The organism is Arthrobacter sp. zg-Y916, from assembly GCF_020907385.1.
GTDB classification, from domain to species: domain Bacteria; phylum Actinomycetota; class Actinomycetes; order Actinomycetales; family Micrococcaceae; genus Arthrobacter_B; species Arthrobacter_B caoxuetaonis.
The window spans coordinates 58,340-79,753 of the sequence record NZ_JAJJOD010000004.1; the positions used below are offsets into that span (position 1 = coordinate 58,340).

General features: G+C 66.6%; 20 protein-coding genes and 2 tRNA genes. 5 read left to right on the forward strand and 17 right to left on the reverse strand.

Going from position 1 to position 21,414, the window contains the following annotated elements; genetic code table 11:
• Positions 1 to 85 precede the first annotated feature (85 nt).
• The 3 genes from LOC59_RS08655 to LOC59_RS08665 all read left to right on the forward strand — a co-directional run bounded on the left by LOC59_RS08655 (position 86) and on the right by LOC59_RS08665 (position 3,485).
• Complete coding sequence (locus LOC59_RS08655) at positions 86 to 1,372, forward strand: amino acid deaminase/aldolase (RefSeq protein WP_229971513.1); 1,287 nt, start codon at positions 86 to 88, stop codon at positions 1,370 to 1,372.
• Complete coding sequence (locus LOC59_RS08660) at positions 1,369 to 2,703, forward strand: D-arabinono-1,4-lactone oxidase (RefSeq protein WP_229971515.1); 1,335 nt, start codon at positions 1,369 to 1,371, stop codon at positions 2,701 to 2,703. Before LOC59_RS08655 ends, LOC59_RS08660 begins: the two co-directional genes overlap by 4 nt.
• A gap of 89 nt (positions 2,704 to 2,792) precedes the next feature.
• Positions 2,793 to 3,485 carry a lysoplasmalogenase gene (locus tag LOC59_RS08665; RefSeq protein WP_229971517.1) on the forward strand — a complete coding sequence of 231 codons (693 nt, stop codon included), beginning with the start codon at positions 2,793 to 2,795 and terminating at the stop codon, positions 3,483 to 3,485.
• Here the strand turns inward: LOC59_RS08665 and LOC59_RS08670 are convergent.
• Positions 3,479 to 4,390 carry an NUDIX hydrolase gene (locus tag LOC59_RS08670; protein ID WP_229971519.1) on the reverse strand — a complete coding sequence of 304 codons (912 nt, stop codon included), beginning with the start codon at positions 4,388 to 4,390 and terminating at the stop codon, positions 3,479 to 3,481. The two genes, LOC59_RS08665 and LOC59_RS08670, sit on opposite strands and share 7 nt — an antisense overlap.
• Before the next feature lie 111 nt (positions 4,391 to 4,501).
• Between LOC59_RS08670 and LOC59_RS08675 the strand changes: the two genes are divergently transcribed.
• Positions 4,502 to 5,602 carry a saccharopine dehydrogenase family protein gene (locus tag LOC59_RS08675; RefSeq protein WP_229971521.1) on the forward strand — a complete coding sequence of 367 codons (1,101 nt, stop codon included), beginning with the start codon at positions 4,502 to 4,504 and terminating at the stop codon, positions 5,600 to 5,602.
• An 8-nt stretch (positions 5,603 to 5,610) separates the two neighbouring features.
• Here the strand turns inward: LOC59_RS08675 and LOC59_RS08680 are convergent, their stop codons facing one another.
• The 13 genes from LOC59_RS08680 to LOC59_RS08740 form a co-directional block, all read right to left on the reverse strand.
• Positions 5,611 to 6,561: an aldo/keto reductase gene (locus LOC59_RS08680; RefSeq protein ID WP_229971646.1), complete on the reverse strand. Its 951-nt coding sequence runs from the start codon at positions 6,559 to 6,561 to the stop codon at positions 5,611 to 5,613.
• A gap of 176 nt (positions 6,562 to 6,737) precedes the next feature.
• Positions 6,738 to 6,810: transfer RNA gene (locus tag LOC59_RS08685), tRNA-Ala, on the reverse strand.
• 67 nt (positions 6,811 to 6,877) lie between these two features.
• A tRNA-Ala gene (locus LOC59_RS08690) sits at positions 6,878 to 6,950 on the reverse strand.
• Positions 6,951 to 7,126: 176 nt separating this feature from the next.
• A complete protein-coding gene (rsfS, locus tag LOC59_RS08695) occupies positions 7,127 to 7,513 on the reverse strand; it encodes a ribosome silencing factor (RefSeq protein WP_227895613.1) in 387 nt (128 codons plus the stop codon).
• A gap of 19 nt (positions 7,514 to 7,532) precedes the next feature.
• Positions 7,533 to 8,909, reverse strand: a complete 1,377-nt coding sequence (locus tag LOC59_RS08700) for a hypothetical protein (RefSeq protein ID WP_227916613.1) — start codon at positions 8,907 to 8,909, stop codon at positions 7,533 to 7,535.
• A 25-nt stretch (positions 8,910 to 8,934) separates the two neighbouring features.
• Positions 8,935 to 9,591: a nicotinate-nucleotide adenylyltransferase gene (gene nadD, locus LOC59_RS08705; protein WP_269440063.1), complete on the reverse strand. Its 657-nt coding sequence runs from the start codon at positions 9,589 to 9,591 to the stop codon at positions 8,935 to 8,937.
• Between the two features lie 35 nt (positions 9,592 to 9,626).
• Positions 9,627 to 9,863 (reverse strand): hypothetical protein, encoded by a 237-nt coding sequence (locus tag LOC59_RS08710; protein ID WP_227895610.1) that lies wholly within the window; start codon positions 9,861 to 9,863, stop codon positions 9,627 to 9,629.
• Positions 9,864 to 9,975: 112 nt separating this feature from the next.
• Positions 9,976 to 11,298 (reverse strand): glutamate-5-semialdehyde dehydrogenase, encoded by a 1,323-nt coding sequence (locus LOC59_RS08715; protein ID WP_227916612.1) that lies wholly within the window; start codon positions 11,296 to 11,298, stop codon positions 9,976 to 9,978.
• On the reverse strand, positions 11,295 to 12,536 hold the full coding sequence (gene proB, locus LOC59_RS08720) for a glutamate 5-kinase (protein WP_227895608.1): 1,242 nt from the start codon (positions 12,534 to 12,536) through the stop codon (positions 11,295 to 11,297). Before proB ends, LOC59_RS08715 begins: the two co-directional genes overlap by 4 nt.
• 51 nt (positions 12,537 to 12,587) lie before the next feature.
• Positions 12,588 to 14,159 carry a GTPase ObgE gene (gene obgE, locus LOC59_RS08725; RefSeq protein ID WP_227916611.1) on the reverse strand — a complete coding sequence of 524 codons (1,572 nt, stop codon included), beginning with the start codon at positions 14,157 to 14,159 and terminating at the stop codon, positions 12,588 to 12,590.
• A 159-nt stretch (positions 14,160 to 14,318) separates the two neighbouring features.
• On the reverse strand, positions 14,319 to 14,576 hold the full coding sequence (gene rpmA / locus LOC59_RS08730) for a 50S ribosomal protein L27 (protein ID WP_066297244.1): 258 nt from the start codon (positions 14,574 to 14,576) through the stop codon (positions 14,319 to 14,321).
• A gap of 91 nt (positions 14,577 to 14,667) precedes the next feature.
• Positions 14,668 to 14,979: a 50S ribosomal protein L21 gene (gene rplU / locus LOC59_RS08735; protein WP_066297243.1), complete on the reverse strand. Its 312-nt coding sequence runs from the start codon at positions 14,977 to 14,979 to the stop codon at positions 14,668 to 14,670.
• 366 nt (positions 14,980 to 15,345) lie between these two features.
• A complete protein-coding gene (locus tag LOC59_RS08740) occupies positions 15,346 to 18,660 on the reverse strand; it encodes an Rne/Rng family ribonuclease (protein WP_227916610.1) in 3,315 nt (1,104 codons plus the stop codon).
• Positions 18,661 to 19,085: 425 nt separating this feature from the next.
• Between LOC59_RS08740 and LOC59_RS08745 the strand changes: the two genes are divergently transcribed.
• Entirely contained in the window at positions 19,086 to 19,736 is a 651-nt protein-coding gene (locus LOC59_RS08745) for a vitamin K epoxide reductase family protein (protein ID WP_227916609.1), read from the forward strand.
• An 8-nt stretch (positions 19,737 to 19,744) separates the two neighbouring features.
• On the opposite strand, the gene LOC59_RS08750 is transcribed toward LOC59_RS08745, so the two are convergent.
• The 3 genes from LOC59_RS08750 to LOC59_RS08760 all read right to left on the reverse strand — a co-directional run bounded on the left by LOC59_RS08750 (position 19,745) and on the right by LOC59_RS08760 (position 21,412).
• Positions 19,745 to 20,392, reverse strand: a complete 648-nt coding sequence (locus LOC59_RS08750; RefSeq protein WP_227916608.1) for a CG0192-related protein — start codon at positions 20,390 to 20,392, stop codon at positions 19,745 to 19,747.
• A 101-nt stretch (positions 20,393 to 20,493) separates the two neighbouring features.
• Positions 20,494 to 20,913, reverse strand: a complete 420-nt coding sequence (gene ndk / locus LOC59_RS08755) for a nucleoside-diphosphate kinase (protein WP_227895598.1) — start codon at positions 20,911 to 20,913, stop codon at positions 20,494 to 20,496.
• A 43-nt stretch (positions 20,914 to 20,956) separates the two neighbouring features.
• Positions 20,957 to 21,412 (reverse strand): DUF4233 domain-containing protein, encoded by a 456-nt coding sequence (locus LOC59_RS08760; RefSeq protein WP_227895597.1) that lies wholly within the window; start codon positions 21,410 to 21,412, stop codon positions 20,957 to 20,959.
• Between the last annotated feature and the right edge of the window lie 2 nt (positions 21,413 to 21,414).

Sequence of the window (21,414 nt, forward strand, 5' to 3'; positions counted from 1 at the left end):
CCGAGAGGCCAGTTACGGCTCCTTTGAGCACTGGTAAGAGCCGTAACTGGCCTCTCGGCGGAGGGGGCATGGTTAGTATCCATGCATGACACACGCCGATCTGTCCCCCGAACCGGCCGCTCCTTCCGGAACCCCGGCGGTCCTGGACCTTGGCAGCGCTCCCTCTGGCCAGCCCTGGCAGCAGCCGGAAAGGTATTGGGCCGGCTTGGAACGGGCAGTTGCCCACCTTCCCGCTCCCGCGGCAGTCCTGGAACTGGACGCGCTCCGCTGGAACGCCAGGGACCTGCTGCGGCGGGCCGGCGGCAAGCCGCTCCGGGTGGCCAGCAAATCGATCCGTGTCCGGTCCGTCCTGGATGCGCTCCTCCGGTTGCCCGGCTTTGCCGGTGTCATGGCCTTCACGCTCCCCGAAGCCCTCTGGCTTGCCCGGGACATCGACGACGTCCTGCTGGGCTACCCGACGGTGGAGCAGGCAGCCATCACCCGCCTGCTCTCCGATGAAGTCCTGGCCAGCCGTATCACCCTGATGGTCGACGACGAGGCACAGCTGAACCTTATCGATTCCCTCGCCGCGCCGGGCCGTCGCCCAGAGATCCGGATCTGCCTCGACGCCGATGCCTCCTGGCAGGCGCCTTTACTGGGGTTTATCGGCACGCGCCGTTCGCCCCTGCATAACCCGGCCGACGCCGTCGCGCTGGCCCGCCGCATCGCGGCCCGTCCCGGCTTTACCCTGGTTGGGCTCATGATGTACGAAGGCCAGGTGGCCGGGGTGGGCGACAACGTCCCGGGAGCCGGACCCATGAACCACGTGATGAGGTGGGTCCAGCGCCGCTCCATGGCCGAGCTGGCCCAACGGCGCACCGCCATAGCGGGCGCCCTGCGGGAGATCTCCCCTCTCGAATTCGTCAACGGGGGCGGAACCGGGTCCGTTGAGACGACAGCAGCGGATCCCGCGGTCACGGAAATCACCGCCGGATCAGGGCTCTTCGCCGGCCACCTGTTCGATACGTACCGGGCGTTCTCCCCCGCCCCGGCAGCTGCGGTCGCGCTGGACGTGGTGCGCCGCCCGCAGGACCGGACGGCGACGCTGCTCGGCGGCGGCTGGATCGCCTCCGGCCCGCCCGGGCCCAGCCGCGCACCCCAGATCGCCTGGCCGCACGGGCTGCGGCTGCTGCCGAGGGAAGGAGCCGGCGAGGTCCAGACTCCCCTGGCCGGCCCTGCCGCGGAGCACCTCGCGCCTGGTGACCGGGTATGGCTGCGCCACGCCAAGAGCGGTGAGCTCTCCGAGAGAGTCAACGAATTCCATGTGGTCCAGCACGGAACGGTGACCGGCACAGTGCCCACATACCGCGGCGAGGGCAAGGCCTTCCTGTGACAGCGCGCCGCCCCGCTTCCAGCGCCCCAAAGCCGAGCGAATGGCGGAACTGGGCGGGCACGGTCCGGGTCCGCCCGGAACGCCTCGCCGCACCCGCCGGCATTCCGGAACTCCAGCGCGCAGTTGCGTCGGCGGTCTCTGACGGGCTGCGGGTCAAGGCTGTTGGGGCCGGACACAGCTTCACGGGCATCGCCGAAGCCCCGGGACTCCTGCTGGACCTGGGCCGCCTGCAGGGCCTCGTCCACGCCGACCGCGATTCCGGACAGGTGACCCTGCTCGGTGGAACGCGGCTGTACCGTATCCCCGGACTGCTGGCTCCGTACGGACTGGGTATGCCGAATCTTGGGGACATCGACCGGCAGACGATTTCCGGCGCGGTTTCCACCGGTACCCACGGCACGGGAGCCGGGTTCGGCGGGCTCGCCACCCAGGTGGTTGGCCTCACCCTCGTGCAGCCCGACGGCGGACTGCTCACCATAGGTGCTGACGATCCGCTGCTGCCGGCCGCTGCGCTGGGGCTGGGTGCGCTGGGCATCATTGCCTCAGTAACCCTGCAGTGCGTGCCGGCGTTCCTGCTCCGCGCCGAAGAGAGTTCTGAGCCGCTGGACGCTGTCCTGGCCGGACTCGCCGACAGGGTCAAGGCGAGCGACCATTTCGAGTTCTACTGGTTTCCGCATACAGAACGTGCGGCGACGAAGACCAACACCCGGCTGCCGGGTACTGCCCGGCGCGATCCCCTGCCGCCGCTGCGGGCGTGGGCAGATGAAACGCTTCTGTCCAACTCCCTCTTCAGGGCAACCTGTACTGCCGGAGCTGCGGTTCCCGCGGTCATACCAGTGGTCAACCGTGCGGCTGCCCGGCTGATGGGCGGCAGCGCCTACACCGATTCCTCCGCCCGGGTTTTCACCCAGCGCAGGACGGTTCGTTTCCGTGAACTGGAGTACGCCGTTCCCGCAGATCTCTTGCCTTCGGCTTTTGAAGGGCTCCGCAAGGTCTTTGCGCAAAACCCGCGGTGGCGGATCTCTTTTCCCATAGAGGTGCGGTGGGCCGCGGCAGATGACCGGTGGCTTTCCACCGCCTACGGCCGCGACACCGCCTACATCGCCGTCCACCGCTACTACCGGGAGGACCCGGCAGAGTATTTCTCGGCTGTGGAGGAGGTCCTCCTCCCGCACGCCGGTCGTCCGCACTGGGGCAAGCTCCACACCCTCGACGCCGCTGCCCTGGCGCCCCGCTATCCCCGGTTTGCAAGCTTCCAGGAGGTGCGCAACCGGCTCGATCCGGGGCGGGTCTTCTCCAACGCCTATCTCGACCGGGTCCTGGGACCCTAAAGGAGCCGCGGCGACACAACGTCCCACGTCCCGTGGGACATGCCCGCCCCGCCGTACGATGAGTCCGTCATCCGACCCGAAGGAGTGCCGTGACTACAGCGTCCGCCCGCAGGAACACCACCGCCCCCGCCCGTACCTGGTGGTGGGGTTTCGTTCCGTTCGCGGCGTTGTCCGTGGTCCACGTCGCTGCACGGCTGGTCGAAGCGGAGGAAGTGGCCGCCCCAACCAAGCTCGTGCTGATGCCCCTGCTGGCGGCAGCCGCCGTCTGGGTGTTTCGGCGCAAAACGTGGACCGCACCGGGAATCCTGCTGCTCGCGGCACTGTTCTTCTCCTGGATCGGGGACGGTGCCGGAGCCTTCTTTCCGCAGGCACCTGAGCTCCCAATCATGCTCGGCGCCTTCGGCATAGCGCACCTTTGCTATATCTGGCTGCTCTGGAAGTACGCAGCCCCCGGGCCATTCCCCCGCTGGGCGCTGGTCTTTCCCGTGTGGTGGGTTCTGATGCTGGTGACCTTGTGGCCGTCCCTCGGCGGCCTGGGGATCGCCGTCGCACTGTATGGCATTGTCCTGGGCGGTACAGCCGCGACCGCAGCACGGTGCAACCCGGTGATCGCAGCCGGCGGAGTGCTGTTCCTGGCCTCGGACACGGTGCTGGCGTTCCGCATCTTTATGCCGGAGGTCATGCCCGGCTGGACCAGCGCGCTGGTCATGCTCACGTACTGCGCCGGGCAGGGGCTGATTGCGGCCGGTTTCCTGCGCGGACGTTCGCCCAGGGATCAGTAGCGGAGCAGGTCCCGGAATTCCCCGGACCCCAGAACGCCGGCACCGACGGCGAGGCTGCGGGCGGCAAGCTCCTTGTCACTCGTCACCACGGTAACGCTGCGCCCCGAATCCGCCAGGCGTGCAGCGGCGCCCGCGACGGCGTCGTCTCCTTCCCCTTCGGCACGCACGACGCCGATGCCTGCCGGTACCTGCGCCTCCCCGACGCCGCAGGCCCGGCCTTCAAGGACCACGAGGAATTCGGGATACCAGCGGTCCGCAGGCAGTGACAGCACCGACGCGGACAATCCCTCCGAGGCGAGGCTGCCCATGGCTTCCAGCAGGCGGGCCGCTGCACCGGCGCGGTCCTTCCACCAGCCGTCCGGCACGGAACCCACCACGTTCGCCGCATCGACGACGACGGCGGGACGCACCGCCAGCAGCGGGCGCAGCTTCTGCCAGGAGGCTGCGAACCCCGGGTGCAGGGGCAGCGCCTCAACGTCTTCGACCGGTATCCAGGCCAGCTCACGGCTTTCCGGATCGCTGATCACCGGTTCAAACGGCTCCCGGACGTCCGCCATCAAGGTCGAGTAGGTCCACACCTGGAGGTCCAGTACGCTCATGAACCTCGGGCGGAGAGCCCCTGCGGGAACACCGGCTTCCTCCGCTGATTCCCGCAGTGCCGCCGCCTCAGCGCCTTCGTGCTGGTGCCGGGCTCCCCCGGGCAGCCCCCAGGTATCCCCGTGGTGGCTCCACGCGGCCCGGTGCTGCAGCAGCACACCGCGGTCCGGATCGACGGCCAGCAGGCCGGCCGCACCAAAGCGGCCCCAGTATTTTTCCCCCGAAGGAGAAATCACCCAGGCGTCGCCCGGGTCACGCGGTCCGTGGGGACGCGGCGGCTCCCCGGTGGCAGGAGGTTCGATTCTCACGTCCCCTACCCTTCCACACCTGTGCTGTCCGGGGTGCTCAAAGGCTAGACTCCCCTCCGAAGGGCAGCGCTTCGTCTTCGCCCGGCCGCACCAATGGCAAGGGAGAAACCCGTGACAAACAGCATCATCGTCTTCGGCGCCACCGGCTACACGGGCCGGCTCGTGGTCGAGTCGCTGCTCAAACGCGGCGTGCGTCCCGTCCTCGCAGGCCGCAACGCGGGGAACCTGCAGGAGCTCGCCGCACCTGACCAGCTGGACTACCGGAGCGCCGATGTCCGCGACAGTGCCGCCATGCGTGCGCTCGTCTCGCCCGGCGACGTCTTGGTCTCCACCGTTGGCCCCTTTGAACGCTACGGCCATGCCGCTGCCCAGGCAGCCGTGGAAGCCGGGGCGCACTACCTGGACTCGACCGGCGAAGTCGGCTTCGTCCAGGAGCTTCGGCGCCGGCTGTCCCGCCAGGCACAGGAGCAGGGCATCACGATGGTTCCGGCCTTCGGCTACGACTATGTCCCCGGCTTTCTGGCCGGGACCCTGGCGATGCAGAGGGCCGGCTCGGCAGCATCAGCATTGCGCGTTGGCTACTTTACTGCCGGCACCCTGCGGCGCGGCCTCAGCCAGGGCACCCGGTCCACCCTCGCCGACAACCTCACGAAGCCGGCGGCCGTCTACCGGGACCGGAGCCTTGGCGAGGACCGCATCGCCGGCACGTCGGAGGTGTTCCGTGTCCTCGGACGGGAAAAGCGCGCGTTCCTGGCTCCGGGAACGGAAGTCCTGTTCATGCCGGAGGCGTTCCCGCAGCTGGCGTCAGTGGAGGTCTTCAACGGCTGGTTCCCCGCACTCAGCGCAGTGGCGCAGCCGGTCACCTGGCTGGCAGCCCAGATGGAGAGGACACCCTGGGGACAGCTGGCCCTTCAGTGGGCGGGAGGCAGGGTCACCGGCCCGCCCGGAGGCCCGGATGAATCCGAACGCAGCCGGACACTGAGCCTGGCGGCGGCCAGGGTCCTTGATGAGAACGGCAGCCCCCTGGCAGCGGTCCAGGTGCTCGGTCCCAGCGTCTACACCCTCACCGGAGAGCTCTTGGCCGAAGGTGCAACGGCACTGCAGGAGGGCAAAGCACTGCGGCACGGTGTCCTGGGACCCGTTGAGGCGTTCGGCCCCGCAGGACTCGTTGCGCTGTGCGCCGGGGCCGGACTGGCGCCAATTCCGGGATAGGGAGACCCTCAGGGCACGTTGTGGCCGGCCGCCCGGATGAGCCCGTACCACTCACCCCTGGTCAGCGGGATGTCCGATCCCTGTGCAGCATCGGTGACACGCTGCGGCGTCGTGGTCCCGAGGACCGCCTGCATCCCCGCCGGATGCCGGGTGATCCAGGCGACCGCAATCGCGGTAGGCGTCACTGCGTACTTCCCCGCGAGCTTTTCAAGTTCGGCGTTCAGCTCCGGGTAGTCGGGCGAGTCGAAGAAGACCCCGCCCTGGAAGCCCCGCTGGAACGGCGACCAGGCCTGGAGCGTGATCTTGTTGATCCGGGCGTAGTCGACCAGGCCGCCGCCGTCCCGGGTGATCGAGTCACCATGGTCTGCCATGTTCGATGACAGGCCCTGGGCGATGATCGTCGAGTGCGTGATCGAGAGCTGTACCTGATTGGCCACGATCGGCTGCTGCACCGCGGTCTTGAGCAGATCGATCTGGCGCGGGGTGTGGTTGGAAACGCCGAAGGAACGGACCTTCCCGGAGGACTCCAGATGGTCGAAGGCACGGGCGACCTCCTCCGGTTCGACCAGGGCGTCAGGCCGGTGCAGCAGCAGTACATCGAGGTAGTCCGTGCGCAGCGCCTTCAGCGATTCCTCGGCCGAGGAGACTATGTGTTCATACGACTGGTCATAGCTCCACGGATCCTCGACGATGCCGGTCTTGGTCTGCAGGATGATCTGCCCGCGCTCCGAGGAGCTGAGCTGCAGGGACTCGGCGAAGCGCCGCTCGCACAGGTGGTACCCGCCGCCCGGTCGGTTGAACCCGTACAGGTCCGCGTGGTCGAAGAAACTGATGCCCGCCTCGCGAGAGGCCGTGTACAGGGTGCGGATCTGCTCGTCGGAGTCCCCGGCAATTCGCATCATGCCTGCAATCACGCTGGGCACCTGCTGGTCGGTGGTTCCAAAGCGGACAGTCTTCATGGATTCCTCCCGGGTGGGTTCCGTGTTGGCCGGGGCGAACCTCAGCCAAAGGCCCAGCATAGCGGCAGGCGATCGGGAAGCTTCCTGCCCTCCTGGGAGAGACCCCGCAACCCCAGGGGCTTAAACACTTGAACCCCCGGCACGCTTTCGCGTGTCGAGGGTTCAAATAGTCTGGGTGGAGCTGAGGGGACTCGAACCCCTGACCCCCTGCATGCCATGCAGGTGCGCTACCAGCTGCGCCACAGCCCCAATTCAGTTCTTTAGATCCACTGGATATCCATCCAACCATATATCCCGGCTGCCCGGGAGATACCGGTGGAGCTGAGGGGACTCGAACCCCTGACCCCCTGCATGCCATGCAGGTGCGCTACCAGCTGCGCCACAGCCCCGAAATACTGTCCCAAAAGCCAGTAAATCAAGAAAATTGCCGGTCCGAATTCTTCCACCCGGGCCGAAGCAACTCCTCTACTTTAGTACAGAAGCCGCAGAGTGCAAAATCAAAGTACAACGCTGTGATTCCCGCTGCGGGCGGCGGAACCAGGCCGCCAGCCCGCGCGGGAACACGCTATTCGGATTCCTGCGCAGCAGGGGTTTCGGGCAGCTGGAGATCAACTGCCGGGCAGTCCTTCCACAGCCTGTCCAGGGCGTAGAAGACGCGGTCTTCCTCGTGCTGCACATGCACCACTACAGTTGCGTAGTCCAGCAGGACCCAGCGTCCTTCACTGCGCCCTTCGCGGCGGACGGGCTTCAGCCCTTCCTTTGCCAGTTCCTCTTCGATGCCGTCAACAATGGCGTTGACCTGGCGTTCGTTCGATGCCGATGCGATCAGGAAGATATCGGTGATGGCAAGGCGTTCGCTGACGTCGATGGCGACGATGTCATCCGCCAGCTTGGCCGACGCCGCCTTCGCTGCGGTACGGGCAATATCCATGGATGATTCGGTGGCGCTCAACGTGTCTCCTTGTTTGGTATCAGCTGCCAAGGCCGCCGACGATCATTAATATGCCGACGGCGAGGGCAGCAAGGCCCGCACCTACGGCTCCCAGGGATACCAGGCGCATCCTCCGGGTGCGGCCGAGGCCTGCAGTCATGACATCCAGGGGGTCCAGGCCGAACGCGCTTCTTGCACCGATCGGCTTCGCCCCCTGGTCTGCTTCCAGCGGCGCATTAACCAGGGCATCGGCCCTGGCAAGAATTTGGGAGTGCCGGACTTCGGCGCTTTCGGCGGGCTGTTTGGCCCGGTCCGGGCGGCTGTTGGATGCCGGCTTCCGGACCTGCCCCATTCGCCCGGTGCCCGGAGCATTCGGTGCCGCGGGGTTCGACGACGTCACGATCGGCACGTGTGAAGTGCGCGGCGGCTTCATGACGGGCCGGCCGACGCCGGGAACCTCCACAAACTCCAGCGGTGTCACCATCGCCAGGTTGTGGGCAGTCGTGGGGTCGGACTGGGGCGAGCGGCGCTGCTCGTTCTCCTGGGCCAGCCGCTGGATGTTCTGCGTGCGCCGGTTCAGCACCGCTGCGCGTTCGGCCAGGGCACGCTGCTGGGCCAGGAGTTCCAGGTCGACGGCGTGGGGATCAGACTGCTGCAGCGCTTCCATGGCAGCCACTTGGTTGCGGGCCTGGTGCTTGAGCGCTTCGCGCGCCGCGAGTGCCTGTTCCACGGACATGTTGGCGACGTCGGCATTGGGTGCCTCCGGCGCCGGAGCGGACGTGGTGGGTGCCTCCGGAGCGGACGTCTCCGCAGCTGCCCGCGCCTCTGCAGCTGCCCGCGCCTCTGCGGCTGGCGGCGCCTCCGCGGGAGCAGCGGAGGACAGTTGCGTGGCATTCGGGGAAACCGTGGCATCCGGGGCACCGGACACGGCCGGGGCACGCGTCGGTGCCGGGGTGGCAGGCTGGATGGCCACGGCAGGTTCGGGCTGCTGGGCAGCGCGCAGCCGCCGTTCCCTGCGGCTGGCTGCCTGGACGGACGCGGCCGCTGCTGCGGGGGACGCCACTGAAGCGGGAGACGAAGAGGAGTCAGGAACTACAGCACCGGAACGGCGCCCCGACGAAGGTACGGGACTCGCAACAGCGGGTTTTTCCCGGTCTGACTGCTTTGGCTGTTGTTGGGCCTGCTGGGCCTGCTGCGCCTGCTGCTGGGCGATGCGCAGCTGGCGCCGGGTTGGCGGGTTGGCGCTGGGGGGCTCCCTGCGGTCCTGGCTTTCGGTGAGTGCCTTGTAGGCGCGCAGTGCTTCGCGGTTGCGCGCCCGCTGCTGGGACTCCCGCTCCTGGGGCCCCGCATCCGCCGCCGAGCCAGCCGCACGGCGGCTGCGTCGAGGTGCGTCTGCGGACTCTGGACCGTTAGTCATTTCCTACCCATCCGGTGTTGGTTGCTCAGGCTACTGGTTCAGTGGTGGCAGACGGAGCCTGCTGCTGCGCAGGTGTATAGAGCTTGTGCTTGGCGATGTACTGCACCACACCGTCCGGAACGAGATACCAGACGGGTTCCGATGCCGCGACCCGCTGCCGGCAGTCCGTCGAGGAGATTGCCATGGCTGGAATTTCCAGGAGCTTGACGTCGTCGCGCCCCATGTTCTGCAATTCATGGCCAGGCCTTGTCACCCCCACGAAATGGGCCAGCGACCAAAGCTCCTGGACATCCTTCCACGAAAGGATCTGCGCCATGGCGTCCGCGCCGGTGATGAAAAACAGCTCGGCATCCGGACGCGCCTGGCGCAGATCCCTCAGCGTATCAATCGTGTAGGTAGGCCCGGGCCGGTCAATGTCCACCCGGCTGACCTTGAACCGCGGATTCGATGCCGTCGCGATGACGGTCATCAGGTATCGGTGTTCGGCTGGAGTGACTTCCTGGGAAGACTTGTGCCACGGCTCGCCGGTCGGCACGAAGACCACTTCGTCGAGGTCGAAGACCGACGCGACTTCGCTGGCTGCAACCAGGTGGCCGTGGTGGATGGGATCGAAAGTGCCGCCCATAACGCCGAGGCGGTAGGGGCGGTGTCCGTTGTCCACCGATTCTTCTGCTGTAGGCATGCCAGTTCCAGCCGGTTCCACCTGGGGGCGGGGACCTATTCGGGGATTCCCTGGCCGTGGTCGTGCTTGTTCGGGAACTGGCGCTGCGGGTCAACGTGTTCCGGCGTCGCTTCGTGGCGGTGGCCGAGGCTGGTGAAGGCCATGGTCGCGAACATCAGCACCATGAAGATGCCAAAGATGACGGCGCCGTAGACGAGCGGGGGTGTTCCCTCTGCGTGTTCTTCGGCAACTTCGGCCGCCATCAGCGCAGCACTGGAAAGCTGGATCAGCATGAATCTCCCTAAATCAACCGCCGGTAACCCCGGCGGAGCATCGTTTCTAGATCAATGGTACGCGTAGGCGCCCGGAACAACGCAGTCCGGGTCCGGCGCAGGGCAGGTGTTTTTAGACGCGCACCTGGCCGTCGCCCTGGATGATCCACTTGGTGGTGGTCAGTTCCTTGAGGCCCATCGGGCCGCGGGCGTGCATCTTCTGGGTGGAGATGCCGACCTCTGCGCCCAGCCCCAGCTCGCCGCCGTCGGTAAACCGGGTGGACGCGTTGACGATCACCGCGGCCGAATCGATCTCGGCGATGAAGCGCTCAGCGTTGGCCAGGTTGTTGGTAATGATCGCCTCGGTATGGCCGGTGGTCCAGCGGCGGATGTGCTCGAGTGCTTCCTCCATGGAGTCGACCATGGCCACGGCAAGGTCCAGGTCCATGTATTCCCGGCCCCAGTCATCGTCGGTGGCCTCCACTGCCTGGGCGCCTTCGGGCAGGATCGCCCGGATGCGCTCGTCGGCGTGCAGCCGGACACCGGAAGACGCCAGGACGGCCAGGACCTCGCGGGCCGCCGCTGCGTCCTTGTGGACCAGCAGGGTCTCCACGGTGTTGCAGACGCTGGGACGCTGGGTCTTGGCATTGACCAGGATGTCGACGGCCATCTCTTCAGGAGCGGATTCGTCGAGATAGATGTGGACGTTGCCCTCACCCGTTTCGATGACGGGGACGGACGCATTGGTGACGACGTTCTGGATCAGGTCGCGGCCGCCGCGGGGAATGAGGACGTCGACCTTGCCGCGCGCCTTCATCAGCACGTTGGCGCCCGGCCGCCCGTAGGTATCGATGCTCTGCACCGCGTCAGAGGGAAGTCCCACAGTATCCAGGGAGTCCCGGATCAGGTTCACGAGCACGGTGTTGGTAGCTGCCGCCGCGCTGCCGCCGCGCAGGATCACGGCGTTACCGCTCTTGAGGGCAAGGCCGGCAATGTCCACGGTGACGTTGGGGCGGGCCTCGTAGATGGCGCCGACGACGCCGAGCGGAACGTGCACCTGCCGAAGCCGCAGGCCGTTGGGCAGCGTCTGTCCGCGGGCAACGGAGCCTACGGGGTCCGGCAGGCCGGCCAGGCTCCGCAGGGCTTCGGCCAGTCCGTCTATGCGTTCCGGAGTCAGCGTCAGGCGGTCCAGCAGTGCCTCGGATGTTCCCTTGTCCCGTCCGCGCCGCAGGTCTTCGGCGTTGGCAGCCAGCACCAGGTCGCGCCGGGACACGATGTCCTGGGCAATCTGTTCCAGGGCCAGGTCCTTCCACGCCCGGTTGGCACGGGCCATCCGGCGGGCAGCGACCCGGGCCCGGTCGGCGATGCTGTTGACGCCGGTCTCGACGTCCTCCGGCGAGGGCGCGGAAGAGGCGGTGCGGTCGTCGGTCACGGCAGCAGTATCGGCAGCGGTCATGCTCCCAGTGTAGCTGCGGTGCCGTCTGACTGTCCGGTCCGTGACGGCGCCTGTTCGCCTGCGCCGGCGCCGTGCGGGTGCAGGATCACCAGGTCATTCACGTGCACCACGGAACGTTCGTAGCCGCGGCCCAGCTCCTTCGCCAGCTCCTTGGTGGACCTGCCGAGCATCTTGGGCAGCTCATCGGAGGCATAGTTCGTCAGGCCGTGGGCAAGGACCCGGCCGGAGGTGTCGCGCAGCGCGACGGGGTCACCGGGTTCGAAGTGGCCTTCCACCGCCACGATCCCCGCCGGAAGCAGCGAACGGCGGCGCTCCCCCACGGCACGCGCGGCGCCGTCGTCGAGCACCAGCGAACCCTGGATCCGGGCCAGGTGGGCAAGCCACAGCAACCGGATGGGCTGGCGGACGCCGCGGGTGGTGAACCAGGTGCCGACGTCTTCGCCGGCCAGGGCGGCAGCAGCGTTTTCGGTGGACGTGACCAGCGCCGGGATGCCGGACTCCGCCGCGATCGTGGCGGCCTCAACCTTCGTGACCATGCCTCCTGTGCCCACTCCGGCCTTGCCGACCTTTCCGATGCGCACGTCTTCAAGGTCCTGCATACCGGTGACTTCCGGAATGCGACGGGCGCCAGCTGAGGGCGGGCCGTCATAGAGGGAGTCGACGTCGGAGAGCAGGATCAGCGCGTCCGCCTTGACCAGGTGCGCCACGAGTGCCGCCAGCCGGTCGTTGTCGCCGAAGCGGATTTCGTGGCTGGCAACGGTGTCGTTCTCGTTGACGATCGGTACGACGCCGAAGTTCAGCAGCCGTTCCATCGCCCGGTGGGCGTTGGCGTGGTGGGTTCGGCGCATCAGGTCTTCAACCGTCAGCAGGACCTGGCTCACAGTGACGCCATGCCGGCCGAATGCTTCGGTGTAGCGCGCCATCAGCAGCCCCTGCCCCACGCTGGCCGCAGCCTGCTGGGTGGAGAGCTGGGAGGGGCGCCGGCTCAGGCCCAGCGGCGCAAGGCCCGCAGAGATCGCACCCGAGGAGACCAGGATGATCTCGGTCCCCTGCTGCCTCCTGGCAGCCAGGACGTCCGCAAGGGACGTCAGTGCCTCGTCCGAAATGCCGCCGGCAACCGAGGTCAGGGAGGAGGACCCTACCTTGACGACGATGCGGCGGGCACGGGCGAGGCCCGCGCGGGACTGGAGCGGGCGCTTGGGAACGGACACGGTCTGTGCTTCAGATTCTTCTGTCATGACCGATCCAGCCTATGCCCAAGCCCCGCCCAATCCGACTTCGTGAAGGGATTAGTCCTCTTCGGCAGGCTTCGGGCTGGAATGCTTGTAGTTGACCGATTCGGTCCAGATTCCCGCCTTGCGCTCGGCTTCCAGCTCGGCACGTGCCGCTGCGCGGGCGTCCTTGCGCTGCTGGTGGTCCTCGCGCTTTTCGTTACGGGTCGGACGCGAGAAGTCTTCGATGCGGATGTCCGAACCGCGCGGCGAGGCAGCCAGCAGTTCGGCGCCGCCAATCATCGTCGGCTCCCAGTCGAAGACGACGCCGTCGCCTTCACCAATAACCACGGCATCTCCCGGCTTGGCGCCGGCTTTGAAGAGCTGGTCTTCCACGCCGAGCTTGGCCAGGCGGTCGGCGAGGTAGCCGACGGCTTCGTCATTGGTGAAGTCCGTCTGCTGGACCCAGCGCAGCGGCTTGTCGCCCAGGACGCGGAACAGCGGTTCAAGGTTGCGCTCCTCGCGGCGGATGGTGAATCCGCCCTTGGCGTTGACGGACCGCGGACGCACCACAGGTGCCACGACCCGGGGCGGAGCGGTTTCGATTGCCTTGCGGGCTTCAGCGACGATGGCTGCCATGGCGAAGCCGAGTTCACGAAGACCTTCGTGGCTCGCAGCGGAGACCTCGAACACGCGGTAACCGCGCTTCTCGAGCTCCGGACGGACGAACTCTGCCATGTCGCGCCCGTCGGGCACGTCCACCTTGTTCAGTGCCACGAGGCGCGGACGCTGGTTCAGCGGAACGACGTCGCCGTCGGCACCCGCGTAGCTCATGTCCACTTCGTACTTCTCAAGTTCGGCCTCGATCACGTCGAGGTCGCCGAGCGGATCCCGGTCCGTTTCCAGTGCTGCGCAGTCCAGGACATGGACGAGTGCAGCGCAGCGTTCCACATGGCGCAGGAAGTGGTGCCCCAGGCCCTTGCCTTCGGATGCACCCTCGATGAGCCCCGGAACGTCGGCCACGGTGAAGCGGACATCACCGGCCTGGACAACGCCCAGGTTCGGGATCAGCGTGGTGAAGGGGTAGTCGGCAATCTTGGGCCGCGCTGCGGACATGGCCGCGATCAGCGAGGACTTGCCGGCGGAGGGGAAACCGACCAGCGCGATGTCGGCAATCGACTTGAGTTCCAGGACGATGTCCCGCTCATCACCCGGGGTGCCCAGCAGGGCAAAGCCGGGGGCCTTGCGCTTCTGGGAGGAGAGCGAGGAGTTGCCCAGGCCGCCCTGGCCGCCGGCTGCGGCGACATATTCGGCGCCCATGCCAACAAGGTCGGCCAGGACCTTTCCGTCCTTGGACTTGACGACCGTACCTTCAGGAACGGACAGCACCAGGGTCTCCCCCGTCTTGCCTGCACGCCAGTCGCCCATGCCCGGTCCGCCGTTGCCGGCGTGGCGGTGAGGCGCGTGGTGGTAGTCAAGCAGCGTGGTGGTCTGGCCGTCCACGCGCAGGATGACGTCGCCGCCGTCGCCGCCGTTACCGCCGTCGGGACCGCCGAGCGGCTTGAACTTTTCGCGCTTTACGGACACGCAACCATGGCCGCCGGCACCGCCTGAAACATGCAGTACAACACGGTCTACAAAGCTGGCCATGGTTCTCCTTGTTGAAAAAATTTGGATCAAGCCAAGTCTACCCGGCTTAAAAAACAAGTGGGGCGGGCCATCATGGCCCGCCCCCCCCGTAAAGCATTTTTTGCGAGAAATAATAGGCTGGTGCGACCGAGTTCACCGGAAAAGCTTTTTTGCCGAGAATTACTCGGCTGCTGCGACGATGTTCACGACGCGGCGTCCACGACGGCTGCCGAATTCAACGGCACCTGCCTCGAGGGCGAACAGCGTGTCATCTCCGCCACGGCCAACGCCTGCACCGGGGTGGAAGTGGGTGCCACGCTGGCGAACGATGATTTCGCCGGCCTTGACGACCTGGCCGCCGAAACGCTTCACGCCCAGGTACTGTGCGTTGGAGTCACGGCCGTTGCGAGTAGAGCTCGCACCTTTCTTATGTGCCATTTTCTAATCCTGCCTTTGCTCTGACTGATGTTGATGCCTAAGGTGCGGGCCATCCCGCGGATCCGGCCTTTGGCGGGCCGGAACGTAGGAATCAGGAGTTGATGGAGGTGACCTTGACCTTGGTCAGCGAGGAGCGGTAGCCCTGACGCTTCTTGTAACCGGTCTTGTTCTTGAACTTCTGGATGACAATCTTCGGACCCCGGAAGTTTTCGATAACTTCTGCCGTAACCGTAACCTTTGCCAGGTCCGCAGCGGCAGAGGTGACCTTGTCGCCATCAACCAAAAGCAGGGCAGGCAGCTCAAAGGTGCTGCCGGCTCCACCGGGGACGCGGTCCAGGGTTACGAGGTCTCCGACGGAAACCTTTTCTTGGCGGCCGCCAGCGCGGACAATCGCGTACACCACTTGGGAACTCACTTCTCTCGACGTTTAATACTTGGATGCGCACTTCCCCGGACCAGATTTGTGTCCAGGTTGCGCCATGCAGTTACGCCCTGTACCGAATAACGGCTTCGAAGGCGTTCGCACCGAAGTTCAAGGTTACGCTAAGGGACCCGTAAGCCGCAAATGCACGGCGGATCCAGCGTTCCATCCACAACGGACGTCACTGCGCTAGGTACTACTCTATAACACTTCGCTGATGCCTGTGTCCGGTGCTGTCCGGGCTCCGTGGACGGGGGCGCGGGCTGAACGGTCAGCGGTTAACGGCAGCAGGCCGCCGCCCTGGAATGCCGGGCGGCGGCCTGCTGTTCGAAACGGACTGCAGCGGCCCTAGAGATCAGACGCGGGCACCCCGACGCCGAGGATCACCGGAGCGCTGGCCTCGGCTTTGGGCCGCTCCGCCGGGGGTGCGGCTACAGCTGTGGTGCTGCTCCCCTGCGCGGCGGACTCAGGGCCGTCGGTTCCGGCCTTGATGATCTGCGCGTCAGCGGCGCCCTGCGGGCTGCGTGCGGCCCGGCGGCGCCGCGGACGGCGGGCAGGCTCTTCCACCGGAGAAACCGGCTGGACGTCCGCTGCGGACCCGCCGCCGGCAGACCCGTTCCCGAAAGACGCGGGCTTTTCCTCTGCCGCGGGAGGGACCGGAGAGACGTCGTTGAACGCCTCAGTCAGGCTTTCCAGCGTGAGCTGGGCATCCTGGCGGACCGGGCGGCGGCGTTCACGCCGCGGGACAACCACGGTTTCGCCCTGGATCCGCAGGATTGCTCCGGCTTCCGCCGGGAGGTCGTCGTGCGGCTCCTTGATCAGCGGCTTCTCAGCAGGCTCGGCAGGAGCCTCGGCCGGCGACGCAGGTGCAGCCTCATCAGTGCCGTGGGCTGCTGCGGCGGCAGCGGCAATCGTAGCCAGAGCCGCGCGTGCGGCCTCTGCCTTGGCTGCACGCTCATCCGGCTGGGTTTCCTCGGCCGGTGCCTGCTCCGCGGCTGCGGGGGCAGGCTGCTGCTGGTTCTGGTTCCGGTTGCGGCGCTTGCGCTCTCCGCGGGACTGCTTCTCCTGCTTCAGGTGCTGGGAGTGGTTGTCTTCCGAGACGGCGTGGCCGGCGTGGCTGGTGCTGCGCCGGTGCTCCACCGGGATGTCATGGGTAATGACGCCGCGGCCGGCACAGTGCGTGCACTCCTCGCCGAAGACTTCCAGCAGGCCGGTACCCATGCGCTTGCGCGTCATCTGGACCAGGCCCAGCGAGGTCACCTCGGCGACCTGGTGCTTGGTGCGGTCCCGGCCCAGGCACTCAACCAGGCGGCGGAGCACGAGGTCGCGGTTGGCTTCGAGCACCATGTCGATGAAGTCGATGACAATGATGCCGCCGATATCCCGCAGGCGAAGCTGGCGGACGACTTCCTCCGCAGCTTCCAGGTTGTTCTTGGTGACAGTCTCTTCGAGGTTTCCGCCGCTGCCGGTGAACTTGCCGGTGTTGACGTCCACTACGGTCATGGCTTCGGTGCGGTCGATGACCAGCGAGCCGCCCGAGGGCAGGAAGACCTTGCGGTCCAGTGCCTTGGCGATCTGCTCGTCGATGCGGCTGGCCGCAAAGATGTCTTCGTCCTTGGTCCACTTCTCGAGGCGGCCCACCAGGTCCGGTGCCACGTAGGTGACATAGGCCTCGATGGTGTCCCAGGCTTCCTCGCCGGAAACGATCAGCTTGGAGAAATCCTCGTTGAAGACATCGCGGACCACCTTGATGGTGAGGTCGGGTTCGCCGTAGAGGAGTTCAGGCGGCAGGGTCTTGGTGGACTTGGCCTTGGCCTCGATGTTCTCCCACTGTGCACGGAGCCGGTTGATGTCATTCATCAGCTCCTCTTCGGAAGCACCTTCGGCCGCGGTGCGGACAATGACGCCGGCGTTCTGCGGCAGGTGGTCCTTGAGGATCTTCTTCAGGCGGTTGCGCTCGACGTCGGGCAGCTTGCGGGAGATACCGGTCATCGAGCCGCCCGGGACGTACACCAGGTAGCGTCCGGGCAGCGAGATCTGGCTGGTCAGGCGGGCTCCCTTGTGCCCGACCGGGTCCTTGGTGACCTGGACCAGCACGGAGTCGCCGGACTTCAGCGCCAGCTCAATGCGGCGCGGCTGTCCGTCCAGGCCTGCGGCGTCCCAGTTCACTTCACCGGCGTAGAGCACGGCGTTGCGGCCGCGTCCAATGTCCACGAACGCGGCTTCCATGCTGGGGAGCACGTTCTGGACCTTGCCAACGTAGACGTTGCCAATCAGGGAGTCCTGCTGGGTGTTGGACACGAAGTGCTCAGCCAGGACGCCGTCTTCGAGCACGCCGATCTGGATCCTGTCATCGCGCTGGCGCACGATCATCTGCCGGTCGACCGATTCGCGGCGTGCCAGGAACTCCGCTTCGGTGATGACGTGGCGGCGGCGGCCGGATTCACGTGATTCGCGGCGGCGCTGCTTCTTCGCCTCCAGGCGGGTGGAGCCCTTTACCGAGGTGACACGGTCGCTGACCGGCGCTTCGGCGTGGGCACGCGGAGCGCGTACCCGGGTGACGGTGTTGGGCGGATCGTCATCGGATCCACCGGTCAGTTCCAGGTCTGCGTCTCCGCGGCGGCGCCGGCGACGGCGGCGGGAGGTAACGCCGTCGGCGTTCTCCTCCCCAACACCGGTCGCCTGGCTGCTGTCTTCACCTTCAGCGGCGTCGTCGCCTTCAGTGCGGGTGCGTCCACGGCTGCGGCGGCGGCTGCGGCGCGAACGGCCGCCTTCCTTGGCATCCTCGTCGGTGTCATCCTCGGGGCCGGACTCGGGGGCAGCTAAAGCCACCGCCTTGACGGCTGTGAGGTCAGGGGCGTGGAAGAGCACCGAGGTAGGTGATTCCGGAATAGCGAAAGGGTCCAGGACGGCAGACACGGCAGCCGGTTCGGATTCTTTCGGGGCTGAAGCATCCGCAGCAGCGTCATCGCCGGTAGTTTTCGGCGCATCAGCAGCCTCGGCATCGGGAGCTGTCTCGGCAGCTTCCGACGCAGGAGATCCTGCCTTGGCGGCAGCCCGGCGGCGCGTCCGGGTACGCGGGGCTGCTTTGGGCTCTTCGGCCTCAGCGGCGGGAGCTGCAGGCTGCCCGTCAGCCCCGGCAGCCGGAGCTTCCGATGCAGGTGCATCCGGTGCGGCGTCGGTTGCCGATTCCGCGGCAGCTTCAGGCTTCTTCGCCGGACTGCGGCGCCGGCGAACCGCTTTAACGGGTTCTTCGGCTGCGCGTTCTTGAACCGCATCATTGGGAACGTCTGCCGCCTCGGGGTCCGCGGCGGGTGACGAGGCAGGTGCGCTCTGCTCGGCGGAGGCCCTGCGGCGCGGTGCGCGGCTCCGCTTGGGCTTGGCGTCAGCATCGGCGGAGGTGTTTGTGCCATCAGCTACGGCTGCGGCGGAGGCCTGCTCTGCCGCAGTTTCCGTAACTGCAGGCTCAGTCCCTGCTCCGGTGTCCGCCCCGGCGGCCTCGGCTGCGGTATCAACCGGCGGCTTGCGCCGTGCCCGTGAAGGGCGCTTGGCGGGTGCCTTGGCAGCCGCTTGTGCCGGTGCTTCCGACTGCCCTGCTGCCGAGCCGGCCTGCGCAGCTTCCGCCGGTTCGACCGCTTCTTCTGTTGTGCGTTCAATATTCATATAAAGCTATGCTCCGGCCCCCGCGGCACTGGCCACATTCCAATGCCCGGAGGGCAATGTATCGGCTGTGCGGGGGCATCGCAGCCTGCGCCAGCCGGAAGTCGTCTAAATGTCCCGCCAGGTCGCGCCATCGTGAGGGCACGGCATCACTCGCAAGACCAGCGGCGCTTTTCCTGCTACCTGCTCTTAACGGCGAGGCGTTTGGGCTGGGGTAGGACTGTACGGCGGATTCCCCTGTCCCATCCGGATTGATGGGCATTCGTGTCTCGGGAAGCATCGCCAACAGCACCGGAAGCCTGTCGCTGGACCATTGACGGAATGTGGTTCCGCCATCAGCCACAGTCATTATCTCACACAGCGGTCATTCCGCCAGCTTGCTGGGCATAGAATCGGACGACCGACACCTGTCCGATAAGGAGCCCCGCGTGACTTCCAGCGCCACCCGCCCGACGATCCGTACGGACCGTGCCCGCGAAAACGGCGAAGAGAGCATCCCGCGGTCCGTCCGGCAGCGGCCTTTTGCCTGGCTGGTGCTCATAACCTCGATCGTCGGCTGGCTTGGCTCCGGAATTCTGGTCATTGAACGCCTGCGGGTTTACGCGGACGCCGACTACATCACCAGCTGCGACATCAGCCCCTGGGTCTCCTGCGGCACCGTTTTCCAGACCTGGCAGGCGTCCTTGTTTGGTTTCCCCAATCCCCTGATCGGGATCATCGCCTTCGCAGTGACCGCCACCGTGGCCATGTCGATGTTCGCCGGCGCCCGGTTCGCCCACTGGTACTGGGCGTCGTTCCAGGCCGGCATCACGCTGGGCATGGTTTTCGTGGTGTGGCTCTGGAGCCAGGCGCTCTTCGATATCTACGTTCTGTGCATCTACTGCATTGTGGTCTGGGCGGCGATGATCCCGCTGTTCGTCTTCACCACGGTCAGGAACCTCGCCCACGGGGTTATTCCCGCACCGCGCGGACTGGTCCGCTTCGTTTCAGAATGGGCGTGGGCGATCACGGCGCTGCTGTGGGTCGCCACAGCAGCATCCATTTTCTTCCGCTTCATGAATTCGTTCCTGGGAAGCTAGGTCCCGGGCTAGCCGAGCGGAAACGCCCAGCCGAGCACCGCGGGGTCCTGCTGGCCGTCCCACAGTGCCACGAGCGACGGCGGCGGCGCGGCGCGGCCGCCCAGGTCCAGGATCCGGACCAGGGAGAGTTCCCAGTTCTCGTGCTGCATCCTGGTTACCGTCCAGCCAGCCGGTTCGCGTTCGGGGGCTTCCACCAGTTCCTCGCCGTCGGGCATTCCGCTGGCCTCCAGGGTGATGCTCTGGGCCAGCTCCCGGCGTACCCCGTCTTCTTCGATGTACTGCCGTGCCTGCCCGACGCCGTCGATCACCGCTGCAGCGAAGGCTGCCACGTAAACCGGATCGCCGCAGGCATCGTAGACCCAGCGGCGGCCAAGCACCGAGTGCTCCATCGTGCCGATAAGGTACGTATCTGCCCCCTTGAGCGGTTCACCGCGGTACGTCAGCGGCACCTGCACCGTCAGCGGCCCCGCCTGCATGATGTGGGTCTCGATCCCCACTTCGCCCTGCGGGTCATCAAACCGGAAAGCGCCGACAGGGCGGGGGTCAACCGGTGCGCCGTCCGCACCATCTGCCGGGAACCAGGAAGCTTTGGGCAGCCACTCCGAGATCAGTTCGGCCTTGGAGGGACTGAGGTCTGCGTTGTAGATATGTGCCATGGCCCACAGCCTAGGCCACCGGCGCCCGGAACGCGCAGGAGGCCGGCACCCTTGGCGGGTGCCGGCCTCCTGCGTTCCGGAGATGTGTCTGCGCTGTCCGGTTACTTACCGAACCAGATTGCGATCTCGCGCTCGGCAGATTCGACGGAATCCGAGCCGTGCACCAGGTTCTGCTGGACCTTGGTTCCCCAGTCGCGGCCAAAGTCTCCGCGGATGGTTCCCGGCGCAGCAGTAGTCGGTTCGGTGGAGCCGGCCAGTGAACGGAAGCCCTCGATGACGCGCTGGCCTTCGAAGACGGCTGCCACGATCGGGCCGCTGAGCATGAACTCGACCAGCGGCTCGTAGAACGGCTTGCCCACGTGCTCGGCGTAGTGCGCCTCCAGCAGTTCCCGGGTGGCATCCATTTTCTTCAGCTCAGCCAGGGTGTACCCCTTGGCTTCGATGCGGGCCAGGATGGCGCCGGTCAGGTTGCGGCGGACGCCGTCGGGCTTGATCAGGACAAGTGTGCGCTCGGTGCTCACGCTGGATATCTCCTTGGAGGTTGTTGGGTGACTGGTACTAAGCCTAACTGGTGCCGGCTTCGCCGGATTCGGACCCGTGGGCAGCTTCCCACTCAGCCTGTTCCTTGTCCCGCTGCCGGTTCTCCCGGTCCAGCCGCGCCCCCGTCCGGAGGGCATACCACCAGGTACCGGCGAACAGGGCCCCGACGAAGAACATCATGGGTTCCAGGAAGCCGGTGGCAATGATGGCCAGCTGAAGCGCCCAGCCAATCCAGGGACCTGCCGGCTTGGACAGGAAGGCACAGGCGCCAATCAGGGCTGCGGCGAGGAGGATCCCGCCAATCAGGATCACCAGGGGTTCCAGCTTCTCCCGCTGCAGCCCAAAGACAACAAGGGTTCCGAAGAGGACCACGAAGGCTTCGAGGCTGAGCACTGTGGAGGCGAACATGACGCGGATGGAACGGCGTTTTTTCGGCATGCCCGGGCGCCATTCGCGCTGGGCTTTGGTCATTCGTGCCATGG

What these genes read in the sequence shown, in the direction of transcription:
- LOC59_RS08655 (WP_229971513.1), top strand. Translation starts at nt 86, where the DNA reads ATGACACACGCCGATCTGTCCCCCGAACCGGCCGCTCCTTCCGGAACC.
- LOC59_RS08680 (WP_229971646.1), bottom strand. Translation starts at nt 6,561, where the DNA reads ATGAAGACTGTCCGCTTTGGAACCACCGACCAGCAGGTGCCCAGCGTG.
- LOC59_RS08700 (WP_227916613.1), bottom strand. Translation starts at nt 8,909, where the DNA reads ATGACTAACGGTCCAGAGTCCGCAGACGCACCTCGACGCAGCCGCCGT.
- nadD (WP_269440063.1), bottom strand. Translation starts at nt 9,591, where the DNA reads ATGCCTACAGCAGAAGAATCGGTGGACAACGGACACCGCCCCTACCGC.
- LOC59_RS08710 (WP_227895610.1), bottom strand. Translation starts at nt 9,863, where the DNA reads ATGCTGATCCAGCTTTCCAGTGCTGCGCTGATGGCGGCCGAAGTTGCC.
- LOC59_RS08715 (WP_227916612.1), bottom strand. Translation starts at nt 11,298, where the DNA reads ATGACCGCTGCCGATACTGCTGCCGTGACCGACGACCGCACCGCCTCT.
- proB (WP_227895608.1), bottom strand. Translation starts at nt 12,536, where the DNA reads ATGACAGAAGAATCTGAAGCACAGACCGTGTCCGTTCCCAAGCGCCCG.
- obgE (WP_227916611.1), bottom strand. Translation starts at nt 14,159, where the DNA reads ATGGCCAGCTTTGTAGACCGTGTTGTACTGCATGTTTCAGGCGGTGCC.
- rpmA (WP_066297244.1), bottom strand. Translation starts at nt 14,576, where the DNA reads ATGGCACATAAGAAAGGTGCGAGCTCTACTCGCAACGGCCGTGACTCC.
- LOC59_RS08740 (WP_227916610.1), bottom strand. Translation starts at nt 18,660, where the DNA reads ATGAATATTGAACGCACAACAGAAGAAGCGGTCGAACCGGCGGAAGCT.
- LOC59_RS08750 (WP_227916608.1), bottom strand. Translation starts at nt 20,392, where the DNA reads ATGGCACATATCTACAACGCAGACCTCAGTCCCTCCAAGGCCGAACTG.
- LOC59_RS08760 (WP_227895597.1), bottom strand. Translation starts at nt 21,412, where the DNA reads ATGGCACGAATGACCAAAGCCCAGCGCGAATGGCGCCCGGGCATGCCG.